14 protein-coding genes and 1 pseudogene are annotated in these 14,991 nt (G+C 30.8%); 7 read left to right on the top strand and 8 right to left on the bottom strand.

The annotated features are described in order from the left end of the window. Both metG and OCV48_RS07630 read right to left on the bottom strand, forming a co-directional pair. Positions 1–1,971, bottom strand: a pseudogene (metG, locus tag OCV48_RS07635) (methionine--tRNA ligase); the annotation flags it as partial. Between the two features lie 142 nt (positions 1,972–2,113). Next, positions 2,114–4,267, bottom strand: a complete 2,154-nt coding sequence (locus tag OCV48_RS07630) for a DUF5704 domain-containing protein (RefSeq protein ID WP_147591571.1) — start codon at positions 4,265–4,267, stop codon at positions 2,114–2,116. Positions 4,268–4,495: 228 nt separating this feature from the next. Here OCV48_RS07630 and OCV48_RS07625 point away from each other — a divergent pair, with 228 nt between their 5' ends. From OCV48_RS07625 to OCV48_RS07595, 7 genes are all read left to right on the top strand, one after another. Further along, positions 4,496–6,328, top strand: a complete 1,833-nt coding sequence (locus tag OCV48_RS07625; RefSeq protein WP_147591570.1) for a DUF885 domain-containing protein — start codon at positions 4,496–4,498, stop codon at positions 6,326–6,328. Between the two features lie 297 nt (positions 6,329–6,625). Continuing rightward, positions 6,626–7,348: a radical SAM protein gene (locus tag OCV48_RS07620; protein WP_147591569.1), complete on the top strand. Its 723-nt coding sequence runs from the start codon at positions 6,626–6,628 to the stop codon at positions 7,346–7,348. 28 nt (positions 7,349–7,376) lie between these two features. Then, on the top strand, positions 7,377–8,087 hold the full coding sequence (locus OCV48_RS07615; protein ID WP_147591568.1) for a queuosine precursor transporter: 711 nt from the start codon (positions 7,377–7,379) through the stop codon (positions 8,085–8,087). A 211-nt stretch (positions 8,088–8,298) separates the two neighbouring features. Continuing rightward, on the top strand, positions 8,299–8,463 hold the full coding sequence (locus OCV48_RS07610; RefSeq protein ID WP_021982391.1) for a hypothetical protein: 165 nt from the start codon (positions 8,299–8,301) through the stop codon (positions 8,461–8,463). 92 nt (positions 8,464–8,555) lie between these two features. Further along, the gene (locus OCV48_RS07605) at positions 8,556–9,041 is read left to right on the top strand and encodes a helix-turn-helix domain-containing protein (RefSeq protein WP_021982392.1); all 486 of its coding nucleotides are present in this window, start codon (positions 8,556–8,558) and stop codon (positions 9,039–9,041) included. Positions 9,042–9,115: 74 nt separating this feature from the next. Further along, positions 9,116–10,327, top strand: a complete 1,212-nt coding sequence (locus tag OCV48_RS07600; RefSeq protein ID WP_262559411.1) for a glycosyltransferase — start codon at positions 9,116–9,118, stop codon at positions 10,325–10,327. A gap of 120 nt (positions 10,328–10,447) precedes the next feature. Further along, positions 10,448–11,137, top strand: coding sequence for a GTP pyrophosphokinase (locus OCV48_RS07595; protein ID WP_021982394.1), 690 nt, complete (start codon positions 10,448–10,450; stop codon positions 11,135–11,137). A 185-nt stretch (positions 11,138–11,322) separates the two neighbouring features. Here OCV48_RS07595 and OCV48_RS07590 read toward each other — a convergent pair whose 3' ends face one another. The 6 genes from OCV48_RS07590 to OCV48_RS07565 all read right to left on the bottom strand — a co-directional run bounded on the left by OCV48_RS07590 (position 11,323) and on the right by OCV48_RS07565 (position 14,953). After that, on the bottom strand, positions 11,323–11,769 hold the full coding sequence (locus OCV48_RS07590) for a hypothetical protein (protein ID WP_021982395.1): 447 nt from the start codon (positions 11,767–11,769) through the stop codon (positions 11,323–11,325). A gap of 73 nt (positions 11,770–11,842) precedes the next feature. Beyond that, positions 11,843–12,034 (bottom strand): hypothetical protein, encoded by a 192-nt coding sequence (locus OCV48_RS07585; RefSeq protein ID WP_147591566.1) that lies wholly within the window; start codon positions 12,032–12,034, stop codon positions 11,843–11,845. A 192-nt stretch (positions 12,035–12,226) separates the two neighbouring features. Continuing rightward, entirely contained in the window at positions 12,227–12,625 is a 399-nt protein-coding gene (locus tag OCV48_RS07580) for a hypothetical protein (protein WP_021982396.1), read from the bottom strand. A 20-nt stretch (positions 12,626–12,645) separates the two neighbouring features. Beyond that, entirely contained in the window at positions 12,646–12,891 is a 246-nt protein-coding gene (locus OCV48_RS07575; RefSeq protein ID WP_021982397.1) for a hypothetical protein, read from the bottom strand. Between the two features lie 117 nt (positions 12,892–13,008). Then, positions 13,009–13,539, bottom strand: coding sequence for a hypothetical protein (locus OCV48_RS07570; RefSeq protein WP_147591564.1), 531 nt, complete (start codon positions 13,537–13,539; stop codon positions 13,009–13,011). Between the two features lie 358 nt (positions 13,540–13,897). Next, positions 13,898–14,953: a hypothetical protein gene (locus OCV48_RS07565; RefSeq protein WP_021982412.1), complete on the bottom strand. Its 1,056-nt coding sequence runs from the start codon at positions 14,951–14,953 to the stop codon at positions 13,898–13,900. Positions 14,954–14,991 lie beyond the last annotated feature (38 nt).

Raw genomic sequence — 14,991 nt, 5'->3', positions numbered from 1 at the left:
TTAGCAAATCTCCGATCCGCTAATTATGTCTTTATCTACTGTTAATACCGAGAGGTTTCCATCATCATCACTTGCTGCCAGAATCATACCCTCTGATATTAATCCACATAACTTAGCAGGCTTTAAGTTAGTTATAACTGCAACTTTCTTTCCCACCATTTCTTCAGGTGTATAATGTAATGAAATTCCTGAAACAATCTGTCTTACTTCATTTCCAACTCTGATCTGAGAAACTAATAGTTTCTTTGCCTTTTTAACTTTTTCACATTTAAGGACTTCGCCAACTCTGATCTGGATCTTATCAAAATCGTCAACAGTAATTTCTTCCTTAGCTTCAACTTCAGGATATTTTGGTCCCTGCTGTGCTGCTTTTAAAGCCTCCACTTTTTCTAATACTTCATTTATGTCAAGTCTTGCAAATAAAATCTCAGGTGTGTCAGTTACTTTATTACCCGATACATATTTACCAAATTCATTCATATCGTCAAGCGTACGTTTAGCAGCATTTAACTGCTTAAGTACCTTTCCAGATGTCTCAGGCATAAATGATTCAAGTAAACTAGCCCCAACAGAGATACTCTCAACAAGATTATATAATACAGTTGAAAGTCTGTCTGACTGACTCTCATCTTTAGCAAGTGCCCATGGCATTGTTTCGTCAATATACTTATTACATCTCTTGAATAATGTAAATATTTCTGTAATTGCATCTGCAACTCTTAACTCATCCATTTTAGCGATAACTTTACCAGGTGTCTCAAGTACTACTCTCTTAAGGTCAGCATCACATTCTTCTGTATTGACACCTTTATCAGTAACAACACCACCAAAATATTTATTAGACATAGATATTGTTCTGTTAACAAGATTACCAAGTGTATTAGCTAATTCGGAATTAAGACGTTCTACTACTAATTCCCATGAAATAATACCATCACTTTCAAATGGCATCTCATGAAGAACAAAATATCTTACAGCATCAACACCAAATAAATCTACAAGGTCATCTGCATAGATAACATTTCCCTTTGACTTACTCATCTTACCATCATTCTGTAATAACCAAGGATGTCCAAAAATCTGTTTTGGAAGTGGCAGATCTAATGCCATTAACATAATAGGCCAATAAATTGTATGGAATCTTAAAATATCTTTACCAATAAGGTGTAAATCTGCTGGCCAATATTTACTAAATTTCTCATCACTATTACCATCTACATCATAGCCAAGTCCTGTGATATAGTTTGATAATGCATCAAGCCATACATATACAATGTGTTTATCATCAAATGATACAGGAATTCCCCATTTGAACGAAGTTCTTGATACACAAAGATCCTGTAATCCTGCAAGGATAAAGTTATTCATCATCTCATTTTTTCTTGATGGTGGTTGAATAAATTCAGGATGATTATTTATATGTTCAATTAATCTGTCTGTATATTTTGATAATTTAAGGAAATATGCCTCTTCTTTAGCAGGCTGACACTCTCTTCCACAATCAGGACATTTTCCATCTACTAACTGTGATGCAGTAAAAAATGATTCACAAGGCGTACAATACATTCCCTCATAGAAACCTTTATAAATATCTCCCTGGTCATATAATTTCTTAAATATTTTCTGAACCTGTTTCTCATGGTAATCATCTGTAGTTCTGATGAATTTATCATATGATGTATTCATCAAGTCCCAGATTCTCTTAATCTCAGTAGATACTCCATCTACAAATTCCTTAGGAGTAACTCCCATTTCTTCAGCCTTAAGCTCAACTTTCTGACCATGTTCATCGGTTCCTGTCTGGAATCTTACATCGTATCCTTCTTCTCTCTTGAATCTTGCAATACTGTCAGCAAGTACAATTTCATAAGTATTTCCAATATGTGGCTTACCTGATGTATATGCTATGGCAGTTGTTAAATAATAAGGTTTATTCTTGCAATCTTTACACATAATATGTCTCCTTTTATAACATTCATATTTCTAATCTTAAGCCGGGCAACTTAATTCCCGCATCTTTCTTATAAAATCACTATCTTTAATAATACCTTTAAATTACGAATTTTGCAAGGTTTTGTATTCGCATATATACCATATTGTCAATATTCTTTTCTTAATGTGTTCCCACAACCCTGTGTTCAACAGTTGGTTCTTTATCTTCATTATCATCTTTATCTTTAATTTTGCATTTAACAGAATTATATGCTACATAATTCTGTCTATTTTTATTTGCTCTTTCTTCCAGATAATTCAATGCATTACCAACACTTATATGATTCTTTGCATATGCTCTTATATCCATATTAATTTCGTTCTTATCTGTATTAGTCACATACTTATTTTTCTCTTTCCATTCAATCCATTCACCTTTAGATAATAATTTAGTTTCTTCACAATCCGCCTCTTTTATCTCTATATCTTCATCAAACTTTATCTCTATTTTGTCTATATACCTATTGTAATCCTGATTGCCATATCCCTGATAATTTTGGTGTTCACCTGTTGTTATAGGCATAACTTCAAACTCTTTACCCTTTATTATTATATTTTCCTGTGTATCTGCTTCACTATTTATTTCATTATTAATATATAATGCCTTATTATCTTTATTATTTTTATCCACTAATAAACTATTATCTTTAGCATCATAAACGTTAGTAGTATTCAATACTTTTCCATCTATATATACCGGCGTATGTATACTTACACTTTTTATATCTTTTGCTGCAACCCTTGTATTATTAGTTGTTCCAAATTCTTTATATACAAAGTAGCCCGAAGTCGGCTGACTCGGTCTGTTCTGCTTCGTATGCGGAATTAAATAACCTGTCGCATACACCTCTGTCTTATCTTCTAATTTTCCCATATAGGGTTGTTTTGCATTATTATTTGACCATTTATTGTCCAGAAAACATATTTTATTAATCTCTAAATAATCGTTTCTTACTTTTATATCTCCTATTTTGGAATTAGCAAGTGCATGTCGGTTTATATCCGGAATTGATGGCTTTACACCATTTATCTCTAATTGACTTATTATTCCGCCGTCAATATAATACACATCATTATACTTAGGAAATTCCATGTGATAATCATAGTCATTCATATGCACCTGTACCATTTTAGGTGTTAATCCATTAACCGGTATATCAATTTCTCCTTTTTCAAATGCATATCCCGTTACATGAGCACCAGAAAGATATTGCACCTTGCACTCTTCTACCATATAGTATGATGCACTCCTATTAACATAATACCATTGTATAATCTCTTTTTTCTCACTTCTAAGTGTTCCACTATAATCTTTCCACTTTAATGTATAGGTAATTACAAATTTAAGTGGAATAGAAACCGAAATTATATTTTTCGAGAAAACCATATTATAAAAATAACTGTCTGCTTTCCCATCAACATAAAGTGATTCGCCGGTTGGAACTGCTTTTTCTATATCATATCTGCTTGCAAACTTACTACCTTCACCAATATCCATTTTACATTCTGTATCTTTCTTGTTCGTAACCTCACCTATTTTCATCTCTGTTTTTCTGAAATACTTCTCCTTTACCTGCGAAGGGAAATATACCTTTTTATCATAATGTGTCTTTAGACTCTCTTTTGATGCCCATGGTCTAGCCTGAGAAATTCCTTCATAATCGAAATATACTTCACCCCAGAAGCTCCTCCCATCAGCATTAAACCCACCAAGAACATTTCCCCTTTCTACAACAGTCATAATTTCATCAATATACACATGGTCTCCATATTTGAATAACTGATTCTTCCACTCTTTTGAAACACTATCTATAACTTTTTCAATAGTATCCTTAGTCCCTGTATAATAACAATACATATATGCAGGATTATTAGGATCATCTCTATATTCCACATTATTACTAACAGGAATTATTGCATACTGCTGCCCCCTTGCATTAATAGGCATATCATACCTCTTTATAACCCAGCCTATCGTCCTGTATATTATGGCAGATGTAGCTTTCTTATCATGCGTTGTCATTCTAAGATTACCATTTGAATCAAATTCTAATGTCTCCTTATACAAATTAGTGTCTGCATATCCATATGTTTTATCTTCACCCAACAGTAACACAACTAACAGAATAACCATTACCCCGAAAACACTAACAACATTTTTTAAATATGTTTTCTTAATTTTTATCCCTTTATTTTTCACCTCTAATATATTTGTACTTTGATTATCTCTATTTAGCCCTTTCATCTTTAATTTCTCTGTTTTATCTATCCTCACTATATCTTCACACTCCTTAGTTTAACTTATTAGTTAATTATTTAGTTAATGACTATTTGTAATATTTTATTTTTGTGTTGCAACATTTTGATTTGTGTGTTATAAATGATATATCATCTTTTTCTAATTGTCAATATAATTATTTGCTTTTTTTATTAAGCCGTTTTATAATCTCTAATACAACTATTAATTACGATATTATATTTATTAATATTAAATGGAGGGTTTATGAAAAAATTTTATCAAAAATTTCTAACAGTACTTTTACTTATTGTATTAGTATGTACATCTTGTAGAAGCGTTACCATCAACAGCAAACCTGATTCTAACGATTCAGAGATTACTACTTCAGATAAGGATAATGAAGCTGATGCAAATGATTCTGAGGAAGCAACCGCTGAACAGAAGAAATTCGACACATTTACTTCAGATTTATTTAAGGAAATTGTATCTGAAAGCTCGCTATCTGTTCATTCATACTTCTCATATCCCGAAGATTATGGCTTTAAGAACTGTCCATATACTCTTGGCGATGCATCTAAGGAATCCTTTGATGAAGATAATGAAAAAGTTCAAAAATATCTTGATGAACTTGTTGATTTTAATTATGACTATTTAACTGATAACCAGAAACTTACATATGATATTTTAAAAACCGATTTAGAAGATACGCTTAATTTCAGTGATTTTTATCTTTATGAAGATTACCTCTCCCCAATGTCAGGTATACAGACTTCTCTTCCATCATTCCTTGGAGAATTTGAATTTAATGCAAAGTCTGATGTTAAAGATTATATTGAGTTAATTAAACTTATACCTGATTATTATGACAGTGTTATGTCTTATGAAAGTGAAAAGGCTGAAAAAGGTATGGGAATTCCTGATTTCTGGATTGATTCCCTTATTGATTCCTGTAACGAATTTATCAGTAATACTGATAATCATTTTCTAATTACAACTTTTAACGATAAGATTAACAAATTATCTGACATTGAATCATCCGAAAAGGATAACTATATTAAAGAGAACACCGATATAGTTAAAAATTCAATATTACCTGCCTATCAGAAGATGATTTCCTCTTTATCCTCATTAAAGGGTAAATGCAAAAATGAGGGTGGTTTATGCAATTATGAAAATGGTAAGAAATATTATGAACTTCTTGTAAGAGACATCACATCTTCTGATAAGACCGTTTCAGAAATCAAGAATATGCTTAATAAGAAACTAAAGAAAGATCTTAATTCCATTATGGTACTTTCTTATAAAGATGCTGATTTATATGATAAGATGGATAAATACTCTTTTGATACATCTGAGCCTGATACAATTCTAAAACACTTACTTGACAAAATTACTGCTGATTTTCCAGAAGGCTACGACACAAATTATACTGTATCTGATGTACCAAAGGACATTGAGAAATATGAGAATCCTGCTTATTACTACATTCCACATATAGATAATACATCTAAGAATAATATCTATATTAACAGGAATGAAACTTATAAAGATATGGATTTATATCCTGTACTTGCGCATGAGGGATTTCCGGGACATATGTATCAGACAACATATTTCCAGAATACTAATCCTGATCTTATAAGAAATCTCTTAAGATACACCGGTTATATTGAAGGCTGGGGACTTTATGCTGAGTTATACAGTTTCAATTATTCTGGTCAGGATAAGGATACCATTAAGTTCAATAAGGCTATGCAATGCCTGTCATATGATGTTTACTGTCTTGCAGATATCGGCATTCATTATGATGGCTGGAGCAGACAGGAGACTAAAGATTTCATAACCTCAATCGGATATGATGAATCTGTTGGAGATGAAATTTTTGAAACACTTGTCGAAGATCCGGCTGTATATCTTGCATACTATATTGGTTATCTAGAATTTACTGATATGAAAGAAACTGCCGAGTCAGAGTTAGGCGACAAATTTAACATAAAAGATTTTCATAAATTTATTCTTGATATAGGTCCTGCACAGTTTGAAATTATTAAAGACAGATTTGATACCTGGCTTTCAAGGCAGAAAACTACTGCTTGACAACTTAAAAGTCATAGACTACAATATCTCTCGTTGTAGATATATTCACGTCCTGGTATTTAATTATACCTTCGAATATAATTAATATTTACTTGTCTATGTCATATATTATCCTATGTACTTTATAAATATATAATGTATATTTATAATATGGATAATTTTTTACAATTTAATAAGACAGTTCGTAACCATCCTGTCTGTAAACAAAACTAGGGACTATTATATTTTTATATGTAAATTTTGACTATATACTCCTACAGTTTTGTAGGAGTATTTTTAATCTGAAAGGCAAAAACAATGGCGAATACAGATAACTCTTCATTAGAACGTTATTCAATAATCACAGAGAAAAATCCCCGCGAAATCACTCTGCTTCGTGGCAATGGATGTAAATGGCTAAAATGCCGATTCTGTAATTATCATTTAGATCGCTGCCCTGATGAAGAACAAAATTTTATCCTCAATAAAGAGGTGCTTGACAGAGTATCCGGCATCTACGCAAAACTTGAAGTTATTAACTCTGGCAGTTTTGTAGATTTAGATACAAAGACTATGAATTATATTATCACAAAATGTAAGGAAAAAAATATTTCCGAAATACATTTTGAATGTCATTATATGCATAAGGATAGTGTTGAGGATTTACGCAGACTTTTTGACACCAACGGTATCAAAGCAAAAATTAAAATAGGTGTTGAAACTTTTGATTCCTTATTCAGAGAGTCCTATCTGGTTAAGGGAATTGATACCGATTCTCCTGCAGAAATTGCAAAATACTTTGATGAAGTATGTTTGTTACAAGGTATTCCAGGTCAGACTTCTGAAAGTATGATTAATGATATAGAAACAGGACTTAAATATTTTGAAAGAGTATGCGTAAATATTATGGTAGACAATGGTATGCCTATACATCCCGATCCACGTGTCATCAAAAATTTTATAGAAAATGTTTATCCACTATATATCAACAACAATCGTGTAGATATTTTACTCAACAATACTGATTTTGGTGTTGGATGAAACTGACTTTGAAAGGATAACTATAAAAATGACTAATGAATTATTATTAATCTTAAGTATAATTGGAATCTATGGTTCCGTATTATTATGGCTCTATCTTTTTGGAAAACAGGGCCTTATGGCTTTTACAACATTTGCCACAATAACAGCCAATATTGAGGTTCTGGTTATGGTAAAAGCTTTTGGCATGGAAATGACTCTCGGAAATATCCTATTTGCCGCAACGTTTTTAGTAACTGATATTCTTAGCGAATTATATGGTAAAGAAACTTCAAAAAGAGCTGTTAATATAGGTATTATAACTTCACTTACAATGATTTTCCTCACATATTCGTGGATGTGGTATAAACCTGCAGCTTCTGACTGGGCATATCCATCTATAAAAAATATATTTTCAAACACACCACGACTTATGCTTGTAAGTCTTTTGGTATATGCAATCGTCCAGAAATTTGATGTATGGGCTTATCATAAATGGTGGAATTTTACTACTAAGAAATGTGGAGATCAAAAAAGATATCTCTGGGTAAGAAATAACGGTTCGACACTCGTTTCACAATTTCTAAATAACCTGTTATTTACATTTGGTGCGTTCCTTGGAGTACATTCTTTCAAAACATTAATAAATATTGTTATCTCAAGCTATGTTATATTTATCGTAACAAGTCTTGCAGATACTCCTATTGTATATCTCGCCAGAATAATTCCGCGCGGAGTTCTTAATAAAGAGGACAATTAACCCCTATATCTCAACCCGCATTCCGAAGAGAAAATAATATATTTTAAAGTTCTTTGAAAAATTTAAAAGTATATTATTTTCTCTTTTACTTATCCTACAAAATGAAGTATAATATAAATAGAAATCATTTGTGAACAAACTATAAAATGTGTGCATCAGACATCACACATTTTATAGTTATGTGCTTTTGTATGTAGAATGGAGGTATCTTATGGAAAATCTTTTTAGTTTAGACGATTTAGCTGATGCATTAGCCGCATTTAATTCAATAGATGAAGAGAAAACCGAACGTATTCTTAATTCTAATATGTCCGAGGAAATGCTTGCATCACAGAAGCGTTATGAAGAATACATAATAAAGAATACTGAGAACTAAAATATGAATTCTATGACTATAGATAAGCATAAATTATAAGATAGTCATATTTATGTGAAGCATAGTAGTAGTTCATTAATATGGAGGAATAAATGGGAAAGAAAGCAACCAAAGCAGCCGACAATATGTATTGTATCGCAAGATATGAAGCCGCTAAACAGAACGAGGCATTTTCCAGTCGTGAAAAAGCTTCTGAAATACTTAACATCGACAGAACACGACTTGCAAACATCGAATTAGGAAATATTGTTCCTTATCCTGAAGAAGTTTTAGCTATGTCAAAACAATATAATGCACCTGAACTTTGCAATTCGCATTGCGCTGAGCAATGTCCAATTGGTCAGCATACAATTTCAAAAGTAATAATCGATGATTTTGACCGATTATCATTAAAAGTATTAGGTTCTATAAAAGATATTGACAGTATAAGAGTTTCTCTTATTGCAATATCAGAGGACGGAACAATTGACAGTTCTGAAATAGAAGAATTCAAAAATATTCTTGACTCATTAGAAAAGATTTCTAATAATGCTAATGCATTAAAAATATGGGCCGAGAAAAATATTAAATTTGAATAATTTTTATTTGAAATCAAACTCTTAAATCTTACTCGCAATTCTGCGGATTTAATATATGCAGAATGGAGATTACTATGAAGAAGAAAATCATTTTATTCAAGGGTGGAGTTGAAACCTTAGGTTTTTTCTCTATCCAGTTAGCCAATGCATTTGAAGAAATGGGATATCAGACATTTATATTTGATATGGAAGACCAATTTAACAGTTTTAATAAACTTATTAACTTCTGTCATAAAGGCGAAGCGACAATAATTACTTTTAACTTTATTGGTCTGAGTGGCGAAACAATATTTTATTCTGAAAATCATTTATTTTTTGATGATTATAAAATTCGTTGTTTGAATATAGTTGTGGACCACCCTTTTTATTATTATAAAAATTATTGCAGATTACCTAAGAATTATATGCAGTTTTGTATTGATAAAAAGCATCTGCAATATATGAAAAGATTTTATGGTAATATTGAATTAGGTCCATTTCTTCCACTTGCCGGAACCTCTTATGCCGATATTAATATTAATGCCAATACCGATATTGCATTTAATAAATTTATTGATTATGATAATTTTCTAAGTAATCGCAATATAGATATTATTTTTACGGGAAATTATACTCCTCCATCTGATTTTGAACCACAAATCAATAGACTCGGAGAGGATTATTCCGTATTCTACAAAAATATTATTGATGATTTGATAGCTCACCCTTATCTTGATATTGCCGAAGCTTTTGAACAACATCTTGTAGCAGAAATTGAAGATATTTCGGATAGTGACCTTAATACCTGTATGGCAAATATGATATTTATAGATTTATATATTCGTTTCTATATGCGTGGCAAAGTCGTCAAAACATTAGTTGATAATGGTTTTAAGGTAGATGCCTTTGGTAATGGTCTGGATATGCAGACGTATAAGCATCCTGAAAATCTGATAATGCATGGCGGTGTTAATTCGCTTACGTGCCTTAGGAAGCTTGCGACTTCAAAAATTTCGCTAAATGTGATGCCATGGTTTAAGGATGGAGCACATGACCGCATTTTCAATGCTGCAATGAATGGTGCTGTTAATCTTAGTGATGGCAGTAAATATCTGCACGAAATTTTTGACAATAAAAATGCTATTGCTTTCTATGACTTATCAAAGATTGATGATTTACCGGAAATCACGCATATATTACTGTCTAATCCCGATAAAATGATTTCTATGTCACAGAATGCCTACAATATAACAAGTAATTTCCATACTTGGAGGCAGAGAGCAAAGATTCTAGAAAAGTATTTGTAATATATTTATAATTATATTTTGCAACTAATTAGCAGATTGCATAAGGGTCAATCTGTTTAATATCAATTCAGGCATTTCAGCCTGAATCCTATTAATATAATGAAAGGTACGGTTTTTACTATGGAGGAAAATTTAGATGAAGAATTTTTCGTAGAAATGCTTAACAGTAAAAAAGGAGAATTAGCCATTAAGCAGGCTGAAAAATTCAAAGAAATAATGTGCTGGTATGGTTGTGCAATTCGTGAGGTACGCACAAAACTCGAGGTGTTAAATGATGAATTTCAGAATACAACCGAACGTAATCCTATTGATAATATTAAAGCAAGAATTAAAAAACCAATGAGCATTTACGAAAAATTAATACGAAGAGGCTTTCCTGTAACACTAGACAGTATTCTGTATAATCTTCATGATGTAGCAGGTATCCGAGTAATCTGCCCATTTATTGATGACATTTATACGGTGGCAGATATGCTTATTGCACAGGACGATATTACTTTAATCCAGCGAAAGGATTACATCAAGAATCCTAAACCAAATGGCTATCGCAGTCTGCATCTTGTGGTCGAAGTTCCAATTTTCTTATCAACCGGCAAGCAGATGATGAAGGTTGAGGTTCAGATTCGAACAATTGCTATGAATTTCTGGGCAAGCCTCGAACACCAGATTCATTACAAGAAAAGTCAGGACGATGTAGAGGATGTGGTCTCTCAACTTACAAATTGTGCAAATGTTATCTACGAAACTGATATGAAAATGCAAAATATTCGTAAGCAATTAGAGGCAGAGGGCAAACTTAAGCTCGACTAAAATCTTTATTGATATTTTATTAAAGTTTATATGTTATATAAAAGCGAATAATATTATTTAGTAATATTCTACACTACATTTACATTGCTTTGTATAACATGTTTTGTCCTATAACTCACACTTTCATAGAAAATAAAACAAGCAGGGAACTTGATTGTGATATAACTTTCAAGTTCCCTGTTTCTTTATAACTTAACTTCTTTTGCCAGTTCTTCTTCAGCTTCCCGAAGTCGCATTTTCAATATCAAAAGTTCTTTTTCGCACATTTCCCTTTTAATACTTACAGAATCTACACCTTTCTTAATAGCCGTCCTTCTTGCTGTTTCTAAATTACTGTTTATATACATTTCATATATTGGCTTTATGATAAATTTAACAATATATACAATTGCAAATGCATAGTAAAGTGGCTTTAATACCATTATAAAAGCCTTTGATATCACATTATCATAATTGCCCCATATAGTAATGCTATAAAACAAGAGAATTACAAGCAAAATACCAATATTGATAACGATATGTTCCTTGTAATCTCTTAGCATTTTCTTTAGTCCTGCTAACTCCATTTCCTTTGTACCTATGTCATATTTAATTTGTTCTATCTTGTACCTAAGTTCACCGGTTTTATCCATATGTTTCTCCTATTTCATAGTTATTCATATCTTTATAATAACAATATACAATTGCATTATTTGACTCATTAAATTATTCAATATTTATATTGGGAGCGATATAATATTCTGAACAATTTTCTTCTGTAAGCCAGACTAATTCCTTATTTTTTATCTCTACATCATTACTTTCATCAATAATACTTGCAGAATCAAAATGACCACTGCCTGCTATTGATATATTTAGTTTCGTTATTCCAAGTGATTTGACAAAATCAACTGTCAAAGATGGGATTATACACTATTCCAAATCAATCTAAACTGTGAATGGTTTGTTACTATTGCAGGAACAATTTTTACTTCTACCAGTACAAATATGAGTTATGGGATTATTAATACAACACATAACTTATGTGGATTACTGAATGCCGCTTGTAACATGGGTGTTTGGAATCGTCAAGAAAAATGTCCCGAATTATTACATCTTTAAAATTTCTATTGTTGGTTCCCATTCAGTTGCAATATCAATATTGTAATTCTGAGTAATCACTACATAATGTTTTAAATTTAAAGCCTCTCCATAACCATCAGAAATTTGATTTATTTGCTCTAAAAATTTACCATCTTGTACTTCATAAATTATATTCTGAAAATCATTATCCTTATATTTCCGTATTTCATTTTCAGAATAAAGGTTACTTTGCACAATTCCTTCATCTAGCATACGTACTGCTTGAACCATACCAAAATTAATCATTACGCATGTTTGACTACTTAACAGTTTTATAGTTAATCCTTGTTTCTCACCATTTATTAGTTGCACTTGGTAAACTGCTTTTGGAATTGTCCCAATAAATACTTCTTTCCATTTTTCCATATCTTTTATCTCTCCTAATATCAAATTTTATACACTTTCCTATTGTACACCCTTATTTCAAGAGTCGCTCCTCCTGTTGTACTACCTGGACGAGCAACAACTGTTGTTCCATCACTCAACTTACCGACTTTTCCTGGTCCATATTGTGTTTGAATTTCTTTCACATCGGTAGGATTGAGAGCATCAAAATCCTTAATTGTCTGTTCAAAATCACCTGTTGATTCAAAGTTTCTAGCAACACCTTTTCCGATAGTAGTTTCTGGCAAATCATCAATTATCTTACGACTACCTTTGCCATAAACTCTTTTGGGTTATAATATAGCAGACCAGCCAATGTTCTAATTGCATAGCTGGTCTAAATTTCATCTCTGTTTCCGTCTTATTTATAAATTTATTTCATATAGTTTATAAATTGTGAAATCACCTTGTTCTAAAATCATATTATTATCTTGACTTATCATATCCTCTCGTAATCTTATAAATTCATTGAGGTTTTCAATATGCTCAAACAATCCATTGCAATTTAACTTAAAATATAAAAACTGCTGAATTCTTTTTGAATATATATCATTATAAACTGCCGAATAATAGGAGCCACCTAAATAAGCATAATCATATCCAATAAACTTAGTTTTCCAATTAATATTGGTTAATCGAGGTTTTAACCTATCTGTCTCACAAAGCAGCATACGAAACTTGATATTTTCTCTTTTAGATAATTCTATATATTTTTCAATAAAAGAATAATCATTACATACATCAACATAATTCGAATCATACCAAGACTTCTCAATATTTTCACCAAAAAAATCTTCTAATAATTCTGAAAAAATATTGTTCAAATACCAATTATCCCATTCAACACCTTTATATTCTCTATTATCATCACGCTGAAAAATAATACCATTAATCATAGGATAATTTCCTCCAAATAATATATTCTATCGATATTCATATATCAGGTTGAATCGTTATAAAAATACTTAACGGCTACAGATATATAATACAATTTTTGTCAGATAATTTTTTTATATTTTCTTCTTTTGTTGTAGGGAAAATAACAATACAGCCTTCATCTATCAACACATTAACTGTCTGAGATAGTTGTTCCCTTAGGTACTCGATATCACTTGAATTCATCCAAGGATAACAAAATATCCTTTTCCCATTTGCGTAGCCTATTGCTGCCGAGGCTAACCATCGTTCTAATTCAGAATTATCAATTACTGTATCATCATATAGGACAATTCATGTAAAACGAATTCTTTTGAATTAACTATACATTTCTTCATAAGTTTTTTCTAGTATATATGATTTATTGCCCACCGAAAAAAATATCATATCCTCACTATTCACTTCAAAAGACTGTATCAGGTTATGTCTATCATCAATATAACAATATATAACGCCTTTATCTTTTGAATCAACAACTAAAAATGCTGAGTCAAAGATAAAATAATATTTTCCATTACAACATTTAATGTTTTTGGGATATTCGATAAATATTTCCGGATATGAAATTCCACCATCTAAAATACTTTCTAATTTAGGTAAACTTAATATATACTTTTTATCTTCATTTTCGTCCATTTCAAATAATACATTATTTTCTACCACAATATATTTTTTATTTTCAAAATCACAAATTATAGTTTTATACGGATGTTCCCAACATCTATTTTCTATTCTCAGAGTTTTATCAATATATATACTGCCGCAAATTTGATTATCCGATTGCATACATGTATAAAATAGACATATCTTTGATTTATCATTATTAGTACTAACATTTTTTATTTGTATATAAATATCCATTCCATATTCATTGCCAAAATCAAATATTACCTTACTTGATGTAAAATCAAAATCATATAAACATAATTTTTTATTATCCAAAATCAATATACCATTTTCTATTGTATAAAAAAATTTAACATCCTTTTTTATAGTACGTAATAATTCCTTTGTTACAGAATCGTAAATATTTATTTTTTTATTATAGGTAAATTCTATTATTCTGTTAGATACGCATATAACTTCAACAGCATTGTTAGTAATTTCAAAGTTTGCTTCAACTAAGTTATCTCTTCCCATATTTATTACTACATATTCTTTTTTGTTTAATATGGCTATTCTATTATTGTCTACACAATAAACTTTTCTCCCTTTACATTCTCTTTTGGAATAATATTCATTATTAATTTCTACATCACTTTCACAATATATCATTCTTTTTTTATTATATCTGTTACCACATGCTTTACAAATATATGTTTTCTTTTCCTCTATAAAATTAAAGCTGCCACAACTGCAAACCAATTTTTCCATTTTAAACCTCCTTAAAATGTCCATATGCATTATTTACT

Source organism: Bovifimicola ammoniilytica (assembly GCF_025567085.1).
GTDB classification, from domain to species: domain Bacteria; phylum Bacillota; class Clostridia; order Lachnospirales; family Lachnospiraceae; genus Bovifimicola; species Bovifimicola ammoniilytica.
The sequence above is the reverse complement of the archived record's forward strand: the minus strand, read 5'-3'. Positions and strand labels throughout refer to the sequence as shown.

Bases quoted from the DNA above. Each gene is read 5' to 3' on its own strand.
- OCV48_RS07625 (WP_147591570.1), top strand. From the start codon at position 4,496: ATGAAAAAATTTTATCAAAAATTTCTAACAGTACTTTTACTTATTGTA.
- OCV48_RS07620 (WP_147591569.1), top strand. From the start codon at position 6,626: ATGGCGAATACAGATAACTCTTCATTAGAACGTTATTCAATAATCACA.
- OCV48_RS07615 (WP_147591568.1), top strand. From the start codon at position 7,377: ATGACTAATGAATTATTATTAATCTTAAGTATAATTGGAATCTATGGT.
- OCV48_RS07610 (WP_021982391.1), top strand. From the start codon at position 8,299: ATGGAAAATCTTTTTAGTTTAGACGATTTAGCTGATGCATTAGCCGCA.
- OCV48_RS07605 (WP_021982392.1), top strand. From the start codon at position 8,556: ATGGGAAAGAAAGCAACCAAAGCAGCCGACAATATGTATTGTATCGCA.
- OCV48_RS07600 (WP_262559411.1), top strand. From the start codon at position 9,116: ATGAAGAAGAAAATCATTTTATTCAAGGGTGGAGTTGAAACCTTAGGT.
- OCV48_RS07595 (WP_021982394.1), top strand. From the start codon at position 10,448: ATGGAGGAAAATTTAGATGAAGAATTTTTCGTAGAAATGCTTAACAGT.
- OCV48_RS07590 (WP_021982395.1), bottom strand. From the start codon at position 11,769: ATGGATAAAACCGGTGAACTTAGGTACAAGATAGAACAAATTAAATAT.
- OCV48_RS07580 (WP_021982396.1), bottom strand. From the start codon at position 12,625: ATGGAAAAATGGAAAGAAGTATTTATTGGGACAATTCCAAAAGCAGTT.
- OCV48_RS07570 (WP_147591564.1), bottom strand. From the start codon at position 13,539: ATGATTAATGGTATTATTTTTCAGCGTGATGATAATAGAGAATATAAA.
- OCV48_RS07565 (WP_021982412.1), bottom strand. From the start codon at position 14,953: ATGGAAAAATTGGTTTGCAGTTGTGGCAGCTTTAATTTTATAGAGGAA.